Consider the following 18,560-nt stretch of genomic DNA (forward strand, 5'->3'; position numbering starts at 1 on the left):
CGGCCTCAGTGGCCCAGCTGCTCGCGCAGCCGGGCCAGCAGGTCGAGGGCCGACTCGGCGATGACGGTGCCGGGCAGGAACACCGCGGCCGCGCCCATCTCCTGCAGCGTGGGCACGTCGTCGGGCGGGATCACGCCCCCGATCACCACCATGATGTCGGGCCGTCCCTGCTCGGCCAGCGCCTCGCGCAGCGCCGGGAGCAGGGTGAGGTGGCCGGCGGCCAGCGAGCTGACGCCGACGATGTGCACGTCGGCGTCCACGGCCTGCTGGGCGACCTCCTCGGGCGTGGAGAACAGCGGCCCCACGTCGACGTCGAAGCCCATGTCGGCGAAGGCCGAGACGATCACCTTCTGGCCGCGGTCGTGACCGTCCTGGCCCATCTTGGCCACCAGGATGCGGGGGCGGCGGCCCTCGGCCTCCTCGAAGTCGGCGGTCGCGTCGAGCACCTGCTGCACCTTGCCGGCGCCCGGCCCGTCGCCACTGCCCGACTCGTCCCTGAACACCCCGGAGATCGTACGGATGACCGCCTGGTGGCGCCCGTAGACCTTCTCCAGCGCGTCGGAGATCTCCCCGACGGTGGCCTTGGCGCGCGCGGCGTCGACGGCCAGCGCGAGCAGGTTGCCGTCGAGGGAGCCGTCGGTGGCCGGGCCCTGCTCGGCCGAGCGGGTCAGCGCCGCGAGGGTGCGCTCGACCTCCCGGTCGTCGCGCTCGGCGCGCAGCCGCTCGAGCTTGGCGATCTGCTGGCGGTAGACGTCGTCGTTGTCGACGCGCAGCACGTCGAGCCTGTCCTCCGCGGCCAGACGGTAGGTGTTGACGCCGATGACCTTCTGCGCCCCGGAGTCGATGCGCGCCTGCGTGCGGGCGGCCGCCTCCTCGATGCGCATCTTGGGGATGCCCTGCTCGATGGCCTTCGCCATGCCCCCGGCGCGCTCGGCCTCCTGGATGTGGGCCCACGCCTTCTCGGCCAGGTCGTGGGTGAGCCGCTCGATGTAGTAGGAGCCCGCCCAGGGGTCGATCGTGCCCGTCGTACCGCTCTCCTGCTGCAGCAGCAGCTGGGTGTTGCGCGCGATGCGGGCCGAGAAGTCGGTGGGCAGCGCGATCGCCTCGTCGAGGGCGTTGGTGTGCAGCGACTGGGTGTGGCCCTGGGTGGCGGCCATCGCCTCGATGCAGGTGCGCTGGACGTTGTTGTAGACGTCCTGGGCGGTCAGCGACCAGCCGCTGGTCTGGCTGTGGGTGCGCAGGCTCAGCGACTTGGGGTTCCGCGGGTCGAACTGCCGCACCAGCCGGGCCCACAGCGCGCGGGCCGCGCGCAGCTTGGCCACCTCCATCGAGAAGTTCATCCCGATGGCCCAGAAGAACGACAGCCGGGGCGCGAACTGGTCGATGGTCATGCCGGTGCCGAGCCCGGCGCGGATGTACTCGACGCCGTCGGCGAGGGTGTAGGCCAGCTCGAGGTCGGCGGTCGCCCCGGCCTCCTGGATGTGGTAGCCCGAGATCGAGATCGAGTTGAAGCGCGGCATGCGCGCCGAGGTGTAGCTGAAGATGTCGGAGATGATCCGCATCGACGGCGCCGGCGGGTAGATGTAGGTGTTGCGGACCATGAACTCCTTGAGGATGTCGTTCTGGATGGTCCCCGCGAGCTGCTCCGGCGCCACCCCCTGCTCCTCGGCGGCGGCGATGTAGAGCGCCAGCACGGGCAGGACGGCGCCGTTCATGGTCATCGACACCGACATCTCGTCGAGCGGGATCCCGTCGAAGAGGGTGCGGGTGTCGTAGATGGAGTCGATGGCCACGCCCGCCATGCCCACGTCGCCGCGCACGCGCGGGTGGTCGGAGTCGTAGCCGCGGTGGGTGGCCAGGTCGAAGGCCACCGAGAGCCCCTTCTGACCGGCCGCCAGGTTGCGCCGGTAGAACGCGTTGGACTCCTCGGCGGTCGAGAAGCCGGCGTACTGGCGCACGGTCCAGGGCTGGGTGGTGTACATCGTCGGGTAGGGCCCGCGCAGGAACGGGCTCAGGCCGGGGTAGGTGTCGAGGGCGTCGAGGCCCTCGAGGTCGGCCTCGGTGTACTGCGACCGGATCTCGATGCCCTCGGGCGAGGTCCAGGGCCGCGCCTCGGGCTGCGGCGCGCTCGTGGTGCCACGGCCGCTGAGCGGCAGGCCGGCGAAGCTGGTCGGGACGGTCATGCGAGCTGCTCCCTCGTGCGGGTCAGGAAGGACAGGGCGTCGACGCCGAGCGCGCAGGCGTCGTCGGTGCCGTCGAGGGGCTTGCCGGCCACCACGACGTGGCGCGCGCCGGCCTCGCGCAGGGCGCGGGCCGCGGCGGTGCCCCAGGCGGCGTAGGTCGCGTCGCTGCCGGCGAGCACCGCCACCCGCTGCCCGTCGTACGCCGAGAGCAGCGCCTCGACGTCGGCGGTGGCCCCGGCGACGTCGACGCCGACGCCGCCCGCGGCGAGCAGGTTGGTGGCGAAGGTGGCCCGCGCGGTGTGCGAGGCCACCGGGCCGAGGGTCGCCAGGAAGGCCCGGGCCGTCGGCGGGTCGTCGCGCAGCGCCTCGAAGGCCGCGCCGTAGGGGCGCACGCCGACCCAGCCCGACGCGGAGTCGGGGGTGACCGGCTCGCGCTCGGGCAGGACCTCGTCGACCTGGGGGAACTCGGTGAGCCCGGTGAGGGGTCGCCGGCGGCGAGCGACCTCGTCGTCGCGGCGCTCGACGGTCCGTGCCACGCGGGCCAGCAGCGAGCCGTCGGCCAGGGCGGCCGCCGCTCCGCCGACCTCCTCGGTGCGGCCGAGCTCGGCCCAGCCGGCGACGGCGAGGTCGTCGGTGAGCTTCTCCACGGCGTAGGAGCCGCCGGCGGGGTCGGCGACGTGGGCGACGTGGGCCTCGTCGACGAGCAGCGCGGAGGTGTTGCGGGCGATGCGGCGGCCCAGGGCCTCGGGGCGGCCCAGCGGGCTGTCGAAGGGCAGCACGGTGACGGCCTCGGCCCCGCCGACGCCTGCGGCGAACGCCGCCACGGTGGTGCGCAGCATGTTCACGTAGGGGTCGTAGCGGCTCATCATGGGCCGGCTGGTCACGACGTGCTGGCGCTGGGCCAGCCGCAGCCGCTCCTCGTCGGTGACGCCGCTGAGCTCCAGCACCCGCGCCCAGAGCCGGCGGGCCGCGCGCAGCTTGGCGATGGTGGCGAACTGGTCGTCGGTGGCGGCGTAGCGCACCTCGACCAGGCCGGCGGCCTCGGCGACGGTGAGGCCCGCCCCGGTGAGCGCCCGCAGGTAGGCCGCGGCCACGGCCATCGACCAGCCGAGCTCCTGGGCGTCGGAGGCGCCGCGGTCGTGGACGGCGGTGGCGTCGACGACCACGCCGAGCAGCCCGCGCTCGTGGGCGGCACGGGCCACGGCGACCAGCGGGGCGAGGTCGACCTCGCCGGCCGGGTCGGCGCCCGGGCCGGTGCCGTGGCGCAGGGCCGCGCCGAGGGGGTCGGCGCCGAGGTTGGTGCCCGCGGCGAGGTCGCGCTCGCCGGCGTGGGCGAGGAAGTTCTCGGCCAGCGCCTGCTGGGCCGTCGCGTCGCCGCGGGCCTCCAGCACGACGGGCGCGAGGTCGAGCAGCACGCCGTCGAGGGCGGTGGCGAGGTCGGCGTCAGGCGCCGCGCACAGCCACAGCGAGGTGACGCCTCCCTCGAGGTCGACCAGGAGGGTCTCGTTGGCCGCCCTGGCCTCGGCGCCGGCGGGCAGGTCGAGGTGGGCGCGCACGTCCCAGTCCCCGGCGCGCTGCGGGCGGCCCTCGGTCCGGAGCCCGTCGAGCAGGTCGGAGGTGCCGAGCGGGGTGACCGCGATGTCGTCGAGGGTGGTGCGGGTCAGCCGCTCCCACACGAGCGCGTCGGGGTCGTCCTCGCCGAGGCGACGCGCCTTGCGCAGCACGCCGGCCGCGGCCCTCTCCCAGTCGGCGCGCTCCCACCGGTCGCCGGCGTCGGCCAGGTCGAGCGCGCCCTGCTCGGGCTCGAGCTCCGCGGGCTCGTCGAGACCGCCTTCGACTTCAGTCATGGCGGCACCCTAGGGACGCGACGTGACGGCGGCCACCGAGTGTGACCTTTTCGACCCCGACTCGCCCCGGGGGCGGTGTTCACCCTCAGGCCGCGCGCCCGTCGCGGTGCCGTCGTCCGGCGGGCCCACCGTGGGCGCATGCGGATCGCCGTGGTCTCCGAGTCCTTCCTGCCCGCCGTCGACGGCACCACCACGACGGTCAGGGCGGTGGTCGACCGTCTCGTCGACCGTGGCCACCAGGTGGTGGTGGTCGCGAGCGGGCCAGGGCTGGCGACCTACCGCGGCGCCCGGGTCGTGCGCATCAGCGCGCTGACCAGGCCGGGCGGCCAGGTCCGGGCGGCCCTCGACGCGTTCGCGCCCGACGTCGTGCAGGTCACGGGGCCGGGCACGATCGGTCGCAAGGCGCTCAAGCACACCCACCGCACGGGCGTGCCCTCCCTGGTCGTGCAGCAGACCCCGCCGCGCGACCTGACCTGGGAGCGCTGGCGCAGCACGGTCGCCGAGCGCACCGACCACCTCGTCGTCACCGCCCCCTGGCTGGCCGACCGCTTCTCCTCCCTCGGCGTCACCGCCGGCACGTGGCTGCCGGGGGTCGACGCCCGCGCCTACACCCCGGCCCTGCGCGACCCGTGGCTCCACGACCACTGGGCGCGGGCGCGCTCGGCCCGCGGCCCCCTGGTGGTGGTCGGCTACGTCGGCAGCCTGCACAAGCGCCACGGGGTGCGGCGGCTGGCCGAGCTGGCCGACGTGCCGGGCATCCGACCCGTCGTCATCGGCACCGGGCCGCAGGAGGACTGGCTGCGCGAGCGACTGCCCGCGGCCAAGGTCACCGGCGCACTGTCGACCGGCGACCTCACCGTGGCGCTGGCCTCCCTCGACGTCCTGGTGCACCCCGGCGAGGAGGAGACCTGCTGCCACGCGCTGCGCGAGGGCGCCGCGAGCGCGCTGCCCCTGGTGGCGCCGCGCAGCGGGGGCGCCCGCGACCTCGTGCTGCCGCTGGAGACCGGCCTGCTCTACGACCCCGACCGTCCCGGGGCCCTGGCCCGCGCGGTCGCGGCGGTGGCCGCCGACCCGCGGCGCGCCCTGCTCGGCCACCGGGGCCGCGAGCTCGCGCTGGACCGCTCGTGGACCGACGCCGCCGACGAGCTCCTCGGCCACCTGGACCGCCTGGCCCGGGGTCACGCGGGCGCCCGCCCCGCGCACGGGGTCTGAACCCGCCCTGAGCGGCGCCTGAGCCGGCCCTGAGGGCCGGCGACCCCCGTCGACGGGGGATATGTCACACGCCACGATGGAACTCACCCCCCAGATGGGGGGTAGCGTTTGTGATGTGGCAACCCCGACTCTCGTCAGAGGAGCGCGCGCTTCGCGCTCGACGATCACGCTGAAGATCCTGATGGCCGCCAGCGGGCTGGTGTTCATCGGATTCGTCCTCGCGCACATGTACGGCAACCTCAAGGCCTTCGGTGGCGAGGAGTCGTTCAACGAGTACGCCGAGCACCTGCGCACCATCGGGGAGCCCCTGCTCCCCGAGAGCGGCCTGCTGTGGATCCTGCGTCTCGGCCTCATCGCCGCGCTCGTGGTCCACGTGGCCTCGGCGTTCGCGCTGTGGAAGCGCGCCAGCGACGCCCGGCCGGTGAAGTACCAGGTCGCCAAGCGCCGCAACTCCTCGCTGTCCTCGCGGACCATGCGGTGGGGCGGCCTGACGATCCTGGCGTTCCTCGTGTGGCACCTGCTCAACTTCTCGATCGTGAAGATCAACCCGGCCGGCGGGGAGACCAACAACCCCTACCAGCTGATGGTCGACACCTTCGACCTGTGGTGGATGACGCTCATCTACCTGGTCGCGATGGCCGCGCTGGCGATGCACCTGCACCACGGCACCTTCAGCGCGATGCAGACCCTCGGCTTCACCCAGACCGTCGCCGCCCGCTCCCGGGCACGCCTGGCCGGCTGGGTCGTCGCCGTGGTCGTCGCCGGCGGATTCTCGCTGGTCCCCCTGTTCACCCTCTTCGGCGTCATCGAGTAAAGGGAGCCCCTCCATGGCAACCACCGACACGTACCTCAACCAGCCGTCGCAGCAGCAGTCCGACGACGCCCACGGCTACTACACGCCCGGTGCGCCGCTCGTCGACGAGAAGGCGCCGACCGGCCCCATCGCGATGCGCTGGACCAACCGCAAGTTCTCCAACGCGCTGGTCAACCCCGCCAACCGGCGCAAGCTGAACGTCATCATCGTCGGCACCGGGCTCGCCGGCGGCGCGGCCGCGGCCACGCTCGGCGAGGCCGGCTACAACGTGAAGTCGTTCTGCTACCAGGACTCCCCGCGCCGGGCGCACTCCATCGCCGCGCAGGGCGGCATCAACGCCGCGAAGAACTACAAGGAGGACGGCGACTCCGTCCACCGCCTCTTCTACGACACCGTCAAGGGCGGCGACTACCGCTCGCGCGAGTCGAACGTCTACCGCCTGGCCGAGGTCAGCACCAACATCATCGACCAGTGCGTCGCCCAGGGCGTGCCCTTCGCCCGTGAGTACGGCGGCCTGCTCGACAACCGCTCCTTCGGCGGCGTGCAGGTCTCGCGCACCTTCTACGCCCGCGGCCAGACCGGCCAGCAGCTGCTCATCGGCGCCTACCAGGCCCTGGAGCGCCAGGTCGCCGCCGGCACCGTCACCACCTTCACCCGCCACGAGATGCTCGAGCTGGTCATGGTTGACGGCAAGGCCCGCGGCATCATCGCCCGCGACATGGCCACCGGCGAGATCGAGACCCACCTCGCCGACGCGGTCGTGCTCGCCTCCGGCGGCTACGGCAACGTCTTCTTCCTCTCCACCAACGCCATGGGCTGCAACGTCACCGCGACGTGGCGGGCCCACCGCAAGGGCGCCTACATGGCCAACCCCTGCTACACCCAGATCCACCCGACCTGTATCCCGGTCTCGGGCGAGCACCAGTCGAAGCTGACCCTGATGTCGGAGTCGCTGCGCAACGACGGCCGCATCTGGGTGCCCAAGAAGGCCGAGGACTGCGACAAGGACCCGCGCGACATCCCCGAGGAGGACCGCGACTACTACCTCGAGCGGATCTACCCCTCCTTCGGCAACCTGGTGCCCCGCGACATCGCCTCGCGCCAGGCCAAGAACGTCTGCGACGAGGGCCGCGGCGTCGGCCCGATGGTCGGCGACTTCCGCCGCGGCGTCTACCTCGACTTCTCCGACGCCATCGCGCGCCTGGGCAAGGACGGCATCGAAGCCAAGTACGACAACCTCTTCGACATGTACGAGCGGATCACGGGTGAGAACCCCTACGAGGTCCCGATGCGGATCTACCCCGCCGTGCACTACGTCATGGGCGGTCTGTGGGTCGACTACGACCTCCAGTCCAACCTCGAGGGGCTCTTCGTCGCCGGCGAGGCCAACTTCTCCGACCACGGCGCCAACCGCCTCGGCGCCTCGGCGCTGATGCAGGGCCTGGCCGACGGCTACTTCGTGCTGCCCAACACCATCCGCGACTACCTCGCGCACGCGCCCTTCGCGCCGATCGACGAGTCGCACCCGGCGGTGGCCGAGGCCAAGAAGTCCGTCGAGGACCGCATCGCGAAGCTGCTCTCCATCCAGGGCACCCGCTCGGCCGACAGCTACCACAAGGAGCTGGGCCACATCATGTGGGAGTACTGCGGCATGGAGCGCTCCGAGCCCGGGCTGCGCAAGGCGATCGACATGATCCGCGAGCTCAAGGCCGACTTCTGGAGCAACCTCAAGGTGCTCGGCACCGCCGACAGCCTGAACCAGAGCCTCGAGAAGGCCGGCCGCGTCGCCGACTTCATCGAGCTCGGCGAGCTCATGTGCATCGACGCCCTCAACCGCCGCGAGTCCTGCGGCGGCCACTTCCGCGCCGAGTCGCAGACCGACGAGGGCGAGGCGCTGCGCCACGACGACGAGTTCGCCTACGTCGCGGCCTGGGAGTTCGGCGGCGACGCCGGCCAGCCGGTGCTGCACAAGGAAGACCTTCTCTACACGGCCATCGAGATGAAGCAGCGGAGCTACAAGTGAACCTGACCCTCAACATCTGGCGGCAGGCCAACCCCACCGCCGCCGGCGCCATGCACCAGTACCACGTGCAGGACATCTCCGAGGACATGAGCTTCCTGGAGATGCTCGACGTGCTCAACGAGCAGCTCAACGAGCAGGGCGAGGACCCGGTCGCCTTCGACCACGACTGCCGTGAGGGCATCTGCGGCTCGTGCGACCTGATGATCGACGGTCAGGCCCACGGCCCCGAGGTCACCACGACCTGCCAGCTGCACATGCGGTCCTTCAAGGACGGCCAGGAGATCACCATCGAGCCCTGGCGTGCCAGCGCCTTCCCGGTGATCAAGGACCTCATCGTCGACCGCTCGGCCTTCGACCGGATCATCCAGGCCGGCGGCTACGTGTCGGTCAACACCGGTGCCGCGCCCGACGCCCACGCCACCCCGGTGCCGCAGGCCGACGCGCTCAAGGCCTTCAACGTCGCCACCTGCATCGGCTGCGGCGCCTGCGTCGCCGCCTGCCCCAACGGGTCGGCCTCGCTCTTCATGGGCGCCAAGATCACCCACCTCGGCCGACTCCCCCAGGGCCAGCCCGAGCGCGACGAGCGCGTGGTCAACATGGTCGCCCAGCACGACCACGAGGGCTTCGGCGGCTGCACCAACATCGGCGAGTGCACCGCGGCGTGCCCCAAGGAGATCCCGCTCGACGTGATCTCCCAGCTCAACCGCGACCTGCGCACGGCGATCCGCAACGGCCACTGAGAGCACCACCGAGTCCCCGCACCACCACACGAAGGGCCCCGACCGCGAGCGGTCGGGGCCCTTCGTCGTGAGCGGGTGCCGGTCTGCCGGTCAGTCCTGGGCGCGGGCCCGCAGCGCCTTCAGGCCGAGGCGGCCCAGCACGACGGCGATGACCAGGTTGACCACGATCAGCACGGTGTGGGCCACCCAGTAGCCGGTCGGGCGGTCCTCCCCCGAGGCGTGCGCCGACCAGAGGTTGCGGGTGAACATCGCGTAGGTCACGACGTTCCACACCGCCACCCCCACCAGCAGCCAGCCGTGCTTGCGCTCGAACCTCATCGGTCCTCCCCCTTGGTCGTCCTGAGCACGACGGCGAGCGCCGCCGCGCCGGTGGCGGCCCCGGCCACGAAGGGCCGGACCCGCGAGCCCGCCGCCTCACCGGCGCGGGCGGTGCCGTCGAGCGCACCCGCGGACGCCAGCGGCGGGCCCTGCACCGGGTCGGCCGGCTCGGCGACCCGGGCGGCGCGCGCGGCGCGCGTGGTGAAGGCGAAGGCCGCGGCGTAGAGCACGAGGCGGGAGAAGTAGTTGATCCACACCAGCAGGATCAGTGCGATCCCGAAGGCCTGGGCCGCCGGCTGCTCGCGGGTGGCGGCGAGCAGCACCCCGGAGAGCTGCTTGAGGGCCTCGAAGACCACGGCGCCGAGCAGCGCCCCCTGCCACAGCGAGCGCGCGGGCACGTGGGGCTCGGCCAGCAGCCGGAACATCGCGTAGAACAGCACCGTGTTGGCGGCCAGGCCGAAGACCACCGTGAGCAGCCGCACCAGCCACGACAGCTCCTCGCCCAGGCCGAGGGCATCGAGGATGACGGTCGAGAACGCGCTCACCAGGCCGGCCACGGCCACCGAGAGCAGGAGCACCGAGCCCAGCACCACCAGGGTCACGAGGTCGCGCAGCTTGCCCACCACGAAGCCGGGCAGCTCGCGGGTGGGGGTCTCGAAGACGACCAGGAGGGCGTCGCGCAGGGCGGAGAGCCACCCGAGGCCCGAGTAGAGGACGCCCGCCAGGCCGATGACGGCGGCCCAGCCGGAGAAGGTGCGGATGTCGGCCAGCGAGACCTGACCCTCGTCCTGGCCGATCAGCCCGGGCAGCAGCTGGTCGATCGCCTCGCGCAGGTCCTGGTTGGCGCCGGGGTAGACCTGGGAGACGTAGCCGACGACGAAGAGGGCCAGGGCCAGGATCGGGAAGACCGACAGGAACCCGAAGTACGTCACGGCGCCGGCCTGCTGGCCGGCCTTGACCGCGCCGTAGTGCTCCTGCATGAGCAGGACGTGGTCGACGCCCGGGCGCCGCCGACGCAGCCCTCGCAGGGCGTCCTGGGCCCGCTGCACGACGGAGGCCATCAGCGGGCCTGCGCGCCGGCGCCGAGCACGAACTCGTGGCGCGGGCGCCAGCCGTGGGCCTCGTCGTGGACGTAGAGGTGGAAGTCGGTCACGTCGAAGGTGCACTCGAAGTCGGCGAGCTCGGCGAAGGCGCGGTCGAGCCGCTCGTCGTCGAGGTGGTGGGCGACCGTGACGTGGGGGTGGTAGGGGAAGCTCAGGTCGACGTCGAGCGGCCCCCGGCGCACGGCCTCGGCCAGCTGCTCGCACTGCGAGATCCCCTCGGCGAGCATCACGAACACGACCGGCGAGACGGGGCGGAAGGTGCCCGTGCCGCGCAGGTGCACCCGGAAGCCGTCGAGACCGTCGGCCACCGAGCGCAGGTGGTCGGAGACCTGCTCGAGCTCGCCGTCGACGATGTCGGTCGGCGGCACGAGCGTGATGTGGGTCGGGATCATGGCCGCGGTGGCGTCGCCGACGGAGGCCCGGTAGTCCTGGAGCTCGCTGGCCCAGGGCTCCGGGATCGCCACCGCCACGCCGATCGTGATCACGGTGCGACCCTAGCGGGACGGGGCGACGAACCCGACCCGCTGGTAGACGTCGCGCAGGGTCGCCTCGGCGACCTCCGCCGCCTGCTGGCGGCCCTGCTCGAGCACGGCGCTGAGGTGGGCCTGGTCGTCGAGCAGCTCCAGGGTGCGCTCGCGGAAGGGCGTCACGAAGTCGACCACCACCTCGGCCAGGTCCTTCTTCAGGTCGCCGTAGCCGCGCCCGGCGTACTGCTCCTCCAGGGCGGAGACCGCCTCGCCGGTGAGGGCGGAGTAGATCGTGAGCAGGTTGCTGACGCCGGCCTTCTCCTCGGGGTCGAAGCGGACCTCGGAGCCGGAGTCGGTCACGGCCGAGCGGATCTTCTTCGCGCTCACCCTGGGGTCGTCGAGCATCTCCACGATGCCGGCCGGCGAGGACGCCGACTTCGACATCTTCGCGGTGGGGTCCTGCAGGTCGGCGATCTTGGCCGTGGCCTTGAGGATGTAGGGCTCGGGCAGCCGGAAGGTCTTCTTGTAGCGGTGGTTGAAGCGCTGGGCGAGGTCGCGGGTCAGCTCGAGATGCTGGCGCTGGTCCTCGCCCACCGGCACGTAGTGGGGGCGGTAGAGCAGGATGTCGGCGGCCTGGAGCACGGGGTAGGTGAACAGGCCGACCGACGCGGCCCCCTCCCCCGCCTTGGCCGACTTGTCCTTGAACTGCGTCATGCGCCGCGCCTCGCCGAAGCCGGTGAGGCACTGCAGCACCCAGCCGAGCTGGGCGTGCTCGGGCACCTGGCTCTGCACGAAGATCGCCGAGCGGGCCGGGTCGACGCCCATGGCCAGCAACTGGGCCGCGGCGCGCAGGCAGCGCTCGCGCAGCACCTTGGGGTCCTGCTCGACGGTGATCGCGTGCAGGTCGGCGATGAAGAAGAACGGCTGGTGGTCGCGCTGGAGGTCGACCCACTGCCGGGTCGCGCCGAGGTAGTTGCCGAAGTGGAAGGAGTCGGCGGTCGGCTGGATCCCGGAGAGGACCCGGGGGCGCGCGCCCCCGGTGGGGGCGCTGGGGACGGCGACGTCCGGCTCGGTCGTGGCGGGCATGGGCCCATTCTCCCCGACGCCGGCCCGGGTCCTCCCCCGGCCCCACAACCCGGTTGCCCGAGCACCGGCCCGCTTGGCAGGGTGCGCGCCATGACCCCGCCACCATCGCCGAGCGCCGCCCCCGTCCTCACCTCGCACGAGGGCGGCCGGACCGTGGTGCTGCGAGGCCACCGCCCCGAGGACGCCCAGGGCTGCCTCGAGCAGTGCCAGGACCCCCTCACCCAGCGCTGGACCACCGTGCCGGTCCCCTACACCCGCGAGATGGCCGAGGACTTCGTGGGCCGCGTCATGCCCGCCGGCTGGGCCGACGGCAGCGAGTGGGGCTTCGTCGTCGAGGTCGACGGCCGGTACGCCGGCAGCGCGTCGCTGCGCCCGGAGGGCAGCGACCGCGCCGAGGTCGCCTACGCCGCCCACCCGTGGGTGCGCGGCACCGGGGCCGTCGAGCAGGCGCTGCGGGTGCTCCTCGACTGGGGCTTCGAGCAGCAGGGCCTGCGCACGGTCGTCTGGTGGGCCGAGCGCGGCAACTGGGCCTCGCGCAAGACCGCGTGGCGCCTGGGCTTCGAGGTCGACGGCTCGCTGCGGGCGTGGCTGCCCCAGCGCGGCGAGCTCCACGACGCCTGGGTCGGCACGCTGCGCAGCACCGACCCGCGCCGGCCGCGCACCCGCTGGCTGGAGGTGCCGACGCTGGAGGCCGACGGGCTGCTGCTGCGGCCGTGGCGCGACACCGACGTCGCGCGGGTCGTCGAGGCGTGCAGCGACCCCGAGAGCCAGCGCTGGCTCGGGCAGCTGCCCGCGCCCTACACCGACCGCGACGCGCGGGCCTGGCTCGAGGACGTCACCGAGCGGCTCGCCACCGGCGGCGCGGTGAACTGGGCCGTGGTCGACCCCGCCGAGCCCGACCGTGCACTGGCCTCGGTCGGGTGGTTCGCCCTGACGCCGTACGTCACCTGCGAGATCGGCTACTGGACCCACCCCGACGCCCGCGGCACGGGCGTGGCGACCCGGGCGCTGCGCGCCGTGGCGCGCCACGCCTTCGACGACCTCATGGTGCGCCGGGTCAGCTGCGCCGCGGCCACCGGCAACACCGCCTCGCGGCGGGTGATCGAGCAGGCCGGGTTCACCACCTACGGCGTCGAGCGGCTCGGCGCCCTCGTGCGCGACGGGCGGGCCGACCTCGTCCTCTACGACCGGCTCGACACCGGGGCGTAGGAGCGCTCCTCGCCGGCACCCACGTCGACGGGGGTGCGGCCCGCGCCGCGCTTGTCGTGCCAGGAGGCGAGCAGCAGGATCGCCACGCCCAGCACCGAGAGCGCCGCACCGACCAGCGCGGGGGCGCGGTAGCCGTAGCCGGCGGCGATGACCACGCCGCCCAGCCAGGCGCCCAGGGCGTTGGCGGCGTTGAGGGCCGCGTGGTTCATGGCCGCGCCCAGGGTGACGGCGTCACCGGCCACGTCCATCAGCCGCAGCTGGAGGTTGACGACGAGGATCGAGCCCACGGCGGTGATGAGGAAGACCACGGGCAGCAGGAACCAGCCGTAGGGGGCCACGGCCCAGAAGGCCAGCATCAGCACGCCCGAGCCGACGCCCGAGACGATCAGCGAGCGGAACACCGACCACGAGGCCAGCTCGCCCGCCACCCACGTGCCGGCGACCATGCCGAGGCCGAAGGCCAGCAGGAAGACCGGCACGGTGCCCGAGCCGAGCATCGCGACGTCGGTCACGGTGGTGGCGATGTAGGAGTAGACCGCGAACATGCCGCCGAAGCCGATCGCCCCGGCCGCCATGGTCAGCCAGACCTGGCTGGAGCCGAAGAACTCGCGCGCCTCCTTGGCGCCGGTGGCCTCCGGGTCGCCCGGGCGGGAGGGCACGAAGGCGAGGACGAGGGCCATGGTGAGGGCGGCGATGACCGCGGTGCCGACGTAGGCCGCGCGCCAGCCGAGGTTCTGCCCCACGAAGGTCGCGGCGGGCACGCCCACCACGTTGGCCACCGAGAGGCCCAGCATCACCGCGGCCACCGCCCGGCCGCGCTTGTCGGGGGCCGCGAGCTCGGCCGCGACCAGCGAGGCGACGCCGAAGTAGGCGCCGTGGGGCAGACCGTCGAGGAAGCGGGCGGCGGTGAGCATGCCGTAGCCGGTCGCGAGGGCGCTGAGCACGTTGAAGAGCGCGTAGGCGCCCATCAGTCCCACCAGCAGGCCGCGCCGGGGCAGCCGCGCGGCGAAGAACGACAGGACCGGCACCCCGGCGACCACGCCCAGGGCGTAGGCGGAGATCACGTGGCCCGCGGTGGGCTCGGAGACGCCGATGCCCTCGGCGATCTGGGGCAGCAGGCCCATGGTCACGAACTCGGTCGTGCCGATCGCGAAGCCGCCGAGGGCCAGCGCCAGCACGGCCAGCGCGTAGCGCGGGTGGGCGCCGGTGCGCTCGGGGGCGGGAGCGGGGGTCGTCATGGGGAGAGCCTTCGATCGATCCAAGTCGGGGGTGACTCCATGCTCCAACCCCGGCGGCGCCCGCGGCTATTCCTGGGACGCCGGTCGCCGTGGATCGTGAGAGGTCTCACGCCGGGAGGCGTCCACGGCCTCAGCAGACCTCGCGCAGCCCCTGCACGGCCTCGCTGAGCCGCTCACGCTCGCGCTGCACCGCGGCGCGGTCCACGGGCGTGCCCTCGGCGTGCTGCTCGGCCTCGGCGGCCAGCCCGTCGAGGGCCGTGCGGGCCTCCTCCAGGCGCGCCCTGGTCTCCCCGCCGAGGTTGTCCTCGGCCGCGGCGAGGGTGTCGCGCAGCGCCGTCAGCTCCCGCTCGGCGGCGGCGGGGTCGGCGCCGATCCGGTCGGCCACCGCACCGGCCTGGTCGGCGACCTGCCCCATCGCCTCCCGCGCCACCGAGCAGGCGGCGTCGCCCGCGGCGTCGGAGGCCGCGTCACGCACCTGCTCCTCGGAGCAGGCGGTCAGCGAGGCCGCGAGCACGCAGCCGGCCAGGAGGGCGGGCAGACGGCTGGGCAGGCGGCTGGGCAGGCGGCTGGGCACACGGCTGGGCACACGGTCGGCTGCGCGGACGGTACGACGCACGGGGGCTCCTCGACGGGCGGGACGGGCGGAGCCACCAGCGTGCCAGACCTGCGGGGACCCAGCCGGCCGCCGCCGGCTCAGCCGGCCAGGTGGGCCCAGCGCGACGACAGCTCGCGCCACGGGCCCACCTCGGCCACCTCCCCGTCGAGCAGCACGACCACGCGGTCGGCCTCGGCCAGGGCGGCCTGCTTGGAGGTGGCGCCCAGCACGGTCGTGCCGCGACCGCGCAGGGCCGTCCACAGCTCGATCTCGGTGGCGGCGTCGAGGGCGCTGGAGACGTCGTCGGCCAGCAGCAGCTCGGTGTCGGCGGCCAGCGCCCGGGCCAGGGCCAGGCGCTGGACCTGACCGCCGGAGAGGCGCACCCCGCGGTGGCCGACCACGGCGTGCGGGCCGCCGGCCTCGTCGACGTCGGCCTGCAGCCGCGCGTCGACGACGGCGCGGTCGAGACCGCGGGCGTGGCCCAGCCGCACGTTGTCGTCGAAGGTGCCCGAGAGCACCCGCGGCACCTGGGCGACGTGCGCGACCTGCCCCGGTCGCAGGAACAGCTGCGGGTCGTCGACCTCCACGTCGTTCCACCGGATCGAGCCGGTGTGGGAGACGAGCCCGGCCAGCGCGGCGAGCAGGCTGGACTTGCCCGAGCCCACCTGCCCGAGCACCAGCACCAGCTCGCCGGCCTCGACGGTCAGGTCGACCCCTACGACGCCCCGGGTGCCGTCGTCGTGCACGGCGTCGACGCCGCGCAGCTCGAGACGGCGCAGCGGCACGCGGTCGCTGGGGGCGGGCTCGGGGGCGGCGCCGGCGACGAGGTCGACGCCGGGGGGCAGGTCCATCAGGTCGACGCCGCCGGCGAGCCGGCTGGTCGCCTGCTGCCAGGCGCGGGTGCCGGGGGCCTCGGTGATGACCGACCCGGCCACCCGGCCGAACCAGTCGAAGCCGTTGACGGCGTTGGCGACCAGCAGCGCGGTGGCGAGGTCCCAGCCACCCGCGACGAGCACGGCCCAGGCGGCCACGACGCCGCACTGCACCATGACCACCGGCACGCCGTCGAGCACGGCCTGCACCCGGTGCTCGCGCACCGCCGCCTCGACGCGTCCGCCGTCGACGTGGCGCAGGTGGGCGTGCACGGCCGGGGTCGCCGCGGCGAGCTTGACCGTGCGGCTCGACTCCAGGGCCGAGACCAGGGAGCGGCCGAAGCGGGCCCGCGCCGCCGACGACGCGGCCGCGGAGCGCCCGGCGATCGGACGACCGACCGAGGAGGCCAGCGCCGAGGCCACCATCACCGCGAGCAGCACCGCGCCCGCCAGCGGGCTGCCGGAGAGCAGGGTGGTGACGACGATGATGATCAGGCCGTTGACGAAGTCGACCCACCGGTCGGCGTAGCGCGCGAAACGGTCGGCGTCCATGGCGCGGGCCACCACCTCCCCGGGCGGGGTGCGGGTGAGGCGCTCCTGGCCGGTCTGCCCGACCAGCACCGCCATGCGCACCCGGAGCATGACCTCGATCCACCAGCGGGGGTAGCGGCGGAAGGCCTCCGCCAGCATGAGCGGCGCGACCATGAGCGCCGCCACGAGCACCACCGTCAGGCCCACGGTCGTGCCCGTCGTCGCGTCGCCCTGCTCGAGGCCCTGGACCAGGCGGCCCCACACGAAGCCGGTGGCCGCGCCGTAGGCCCCCGTCAGGGAGGCCAGCAGGAACAGGGCCGCACCGACCAGGCCCCACGCGGGCCGGATCGCCAGGGCGTGCCTGATGCCGCCGGCCAGGCTGCGCCCGCCCCCGACCTCGGGCAGCGCGGGCGGCGGGCCGCTGCGCCGACGCCCGCCCACCGCGGTCGCGACCGGGGCCCCCGACGACTCCGACCCCGACGACTCCGCCGACTCCGCCGACGTGCCCGGCCGGCCCAGGCCCCCCGGGTCCCCCGGCTGCGCGGCCTGCAGGGCGTCCTCGCCGCCGGCGTCGAGCAGGGTGCGGAAGCGGCCCGGGCCGGCGGCCAGCACGGCGCGCGGGCCCTGCTCGACCACACGGCCCGCCTCCAGCACGGCCACGAGGTCGGCACGGGCGGTGGTGGAGAGACGGTGGGCGACGAGCAGGCCCGTGCGGTCGGCCAGCAGCCGGTCGGCGGCACGGACGACGAGCGACTCGGTGAGCGGGTCCATGCGGGCGGTGGCCTCGTCCAGCACCACCACGGCCACGTCGCGCACGAGCAGCCGGGCGAAGGCGACCAGCTGCTCCTCCCCCGCCGACAAGGTGGTGCCGCCGGGGCCCAGCGCGGTGTCGAGACCGTCGGGCAGACCCGCGACCCACGGCTCGAGGCCCAGCTCGGCGATCGCTGCCTCGATCCGCGCGCGGGGCACGTCGGAGAAGAGCGCGACGTTCTGGGCCAGGGTGCCGGCCAGGATCTCGGTGCGCTGGGTGACCACGCCGACCGCGGCGCGCAGCTGCTGGAGGTCGAGGTCGAGCACGTCGACTCCCCCGAGCAGGACCGTGCCCGGCTCGGGGTCGACCGCGCGCGAGACGAGCGCCGCCAGCGTCGACTTGCCCGATCCGGTGCGCCCCACCAGGGCGCACGTGCGGCCCGCCGGCACGCGCAGGTCGACCTCGCGCAGGGCGAAGGAGCCCTCGGCGTAGGAGAAGTGCAGGTCGCGCAGCTCGAGGTCGAGGCGCCCGGTCGGCACCGGGGCGCCGCCGACCGGCTCCGGCTCGGTGTCGAGCAGCTGGCGCAGCCGCATCAGGGCGCCGAGTCCGGCCTGGAGGTCGGGCAGGTGCTGGGCCAGCGTGGCGATCTGACCGGTGAAGCGGGTCGTGACCAGGAAGAGGGTGACGAGGCTGGCGACCGACAGCCCGCCGTCGACCACCAGGGCCACGCCCACCACGCCCGTGGCGGCGAGCAGCGCGTGCAGCAGGACGCCGGCGCGCCGGGCCACGCGGGTCTCCACCTGGAGCACCCGGTCGAGGCGCTCGTGCACCCGCGCCGAGAGCTCGGCGCAGCGGCGCACGACGTGGGCCTGGCCCAGGCTGGTGCGCAGGTCGTCGCGCCCGGCGACCCCCTCCTCCATCGCCGCGGCCTGGTCGGTCCACGCGATCTCCTCGACGACCTTGCGCCGCGAGACCTCGGGAAGCAGCGGACGGACCACGAGCACCGCGGCCACCGCGAAGAGCGGGAAGAGCAGCCAGGCGGGCCACCACGTGAGCCCGGCCACGACCCACAGCGGCACCACGCCGAAGGCGGTCTGCAGCGCGTCCCACACCTGGCGGCGCACGAGGGTGCCGACCTCGTGGGTGTCGTCGTCGACGCGGTCGAGCACCTCGCCGACCGCCTGCTCCGAGAGCAGGGCCAGCGGCTGGTGCAGCGCCGCGTCGAGCAGGTCGGCGCGCAGCGCGCCCTCGGCGCGGTCGACCACCCCGGCCCACAGGGTGCGCCCGACGGCGTCGAGCAGGGCCGCGCCGACCACGCAGAGCGCGAGCGCCCCGACGAGGGCGACGACGGGGTCGGCGGCGAGCCGACCGGCGACCACGGTGCCGAGGGTCTGGCCGAGGGCCGCCAGGACCGAGGCGGTCAGGGCCACGGTGGCGACCGGGCCCCGCAGGCGACGCCAGTCGACGCGGCGGGAGGGGTCGGAGGTCGAGGGCCTCGTCGGTGCGGACGGGGTGGTGGTGTCGCGCTCGGCGAGGCTGGTCCTGGTCATCGCCCCGCACGCTACGCGCCG

Annotated in this window: 14 protein-coding genes; 5 read left to right on the plus strand and 9 right to left on the minus strand. The window is 74.1% G+C overall.

The genetic code is table 11. The features are described 5' to 3' along the window. Window positions 1–5: 5 nt before the first annotated feature. Complete coding sequence (gene scpA, locus M3673_RS11755; protein ID WP_251533847.1) at window positions 6–2,183, minus strand: methylmalonyl-CoA mutase; 2,178 nt, start codon at window positions 2,181–2,183, stop codon at window positions 6–8. Then, window positions 2,180–4,030 carry a methylmalonyl-CoA mutase family protein gene (locus M3673_RS11760; RefSeq protein ID WP_251533849.1) on the minus strand — a complete coding sequence of 617 codons (1,851 nt, stop codon included), beginning with the start codon at window positions 4,028–4,030 and terminating at the stop codon, window positions 2,180–2,182. The genes scpA and M3673_RS11760 overlap by 4 nt, the downstream gene beginning before the upstream one ends. 138 nt (window positions 4,031–4,168) lie before the next feature. Here M3673_RS11760 and M3673_RS11765 point away from each other — a divergent pair, with 138 nt between their 5' ends. The 4 genes from M3673_RS11765 (at window position 4,169) to M3673_RS11780 (ending at window position 8,819) form a co-directional block, all read left to right on the plus strand. Continuing rightward, the gene (locus tag M3673_RS11765; RefSeq protein WP_251533851.1) at window positions 4,169–5,242 is read left to right on the plus strand and encodes a glycosyltransferase; all 1,074 of its coding nucleotides are present in this window, start codon (window positions 4,169–4,171) and stop codon (window positions 5,240–5,242) included. Between the two features lie 115 nt (window positions 5,243–5,357). Next, window positions 5,358–6,056, plus strand: a complete 699-nt coding sequence (locus M3673_RS11770; RefSeq protein WP_056863863.1) for a succinate dehydrogenase cytochrome b subunit — start codon at window positions 5,358–5,360, stop codon at window positions 6,054–6,056. A 13-nt stretch (window positions 6,057–6,069) separates the two neighbouring features. Next, a complete protein-coding gene (locus M3673_RS11775) occupies window positions 6,070–8,079 on the plus strand; it encodes a fumarate reductase/succinate dehydrogenase flavoprotein subunit (RefSeq protein ID WP_193661278.1) in 2,010 nt (669 codons plus the stop codon). Further along, window positions 8,076–8,819, plus strand: a complete 744-nt coding sequence (locus M3673_RS11780) for a succinate dehydrogenase/fumarate reductase iron-sulfur subunit (protein WP_056863861.1) — start codon at window positions 8,076–8,078, stop codon at window positions 8,817–8,819. The genes M3673_RS11775 and M3673_RS11780 overlap by 4 nt, the downstream gene beginning before the upstream one ends. A 90-nt stretch (window positions 8,820–8,909) precedes the next feature. On the opposite strand, the gene M3673_RS11785 is transcribed toward M3673_RS11780, so the two are convergent. The 4 genes from M3673_RS11785 to trpS are packed head-to-tail and all read right to left on the minus strand — an operon-like array spanning window position 8,910 to window position 11,793. Next, the gene (locus tag M3673_RS11785) at window positions 8,910–9,137 is read right to left on the minus strand and encodes an SCO4848 family membrane protein (RefSeq protein WP_056903686.1); all 228 of its coding nucleotides are present in this window, start codon (window positions 9,135–9,137) and stop codon (window positions 8,910–8,912) included. Then, a complete protein-coding gene (locus tag M3673_RS11790; RefSeq protein ID WP_251533857.1) occupies window positions 9,134–10,198 on the minus strand; it encodes a YihY/virulence factor BrkB family protein in 1,065 nt (354 codons plus the stop codon). Before M3673_RS11790 ends, M3673_RS11785 begins: the two co-directional genes overlap by 4 nt. Further along, window positions 10,198–10,725, minus strand: a complete 528-nt coding sequence (locus M3673_RS11795) for a 2'-5' RNA ligase family protein (RefSeq protein WP_193661280.1) — start codon at window positions 10,723–10,725, stop codon at window positions 10,198–10,200. Before M3673_RS11795 ends, M3673_RS11790 begins: the two co-directional genes overlap by 1 nt. 9 nt (window positions 10,726–10,734) lie before the next feature. Then, window positions 10,735–11,793: a tryptophan--tRNA ligase gene (trpS, locus tag M3673_RS11800; RefSeq protein ID WP_056863857.1), complete on the minus strand. Its 1,059-nt coding sequence runs from the start codon at window positions 11,791–11,793 to the stop codon at window positions 10,735–10,737. A gap of 90 nt (window positions 11,794–11,883) precedes the next feature. Here trpS and M3673_RS11805 point away from each other — a divergent pair, with 90 nt between their 5' ends. After that, window positions 11,884–13,002, plus strand: coding sequence for a GNAT family N-acetyltransferase (locus M3673_RS11805; RefSeq protein ID WP_193661281.1), 1,119 nt, complete (start codon window positions 11,884–11,886; stop codon window positions 13,000–13,002). Here the strand turns inward: M3673_RS11805 and M3673_RS11810 are convergent. The 3 genes from M3673_RS11810 to M3673_RS11820 form a co-directional block, all read right to left on the minus strand. Then, a complete protein-coding gene (locus tag M3673_RS11810; protein ID WP_193661282.1) occupies window positions 12,975–14,240 on the minus strand; it encodes an MFS transporter in 1,266 nt (421 codons plus the stop codon). The genes M3673_RS11805 and M3673_RS11810 overlap by 28 nt on opposite strands. A gap of 130 nt (window positions 14,241–14,370) precedes the next feature. Further along, window positions 14,371–14,856: a hypothetical protein gene (locus M3673_RS11815; protein ID WP_193661283.1), complete on the minus strand. Its 486-nt coding sequence runs from the start codon at window positions 14,854–14,856 to the stop codon at window positions 14,371–14,373. A 77-nt stretch (window positions 14,857–14,933) separates the two neighbouring features. Then, window positions 14,934–18,539, minus strand: a complete 3,606-nt coding sequence (locus M3673_RS11820) for an ABC transporter ATP-binding protein (RefSeq protein ID WP_193661284.1) — start codon at window positions 18,537–18,539, stop codon at window positions 14,934–14,936. Between the last annotated feature and the right edge of the window lie 21 nt (window positions 18,540–18,560).

Source organism: Nocardioides sp. P86 (genome assembly GCF_023712465.1).
Taxonomy (GTDB): Bacteria; Actinomycetota; Actinomycetes; order Propionibacteriales; family Nocardioidaceae; genus Nocardioides; species Nocardioides kribbensis.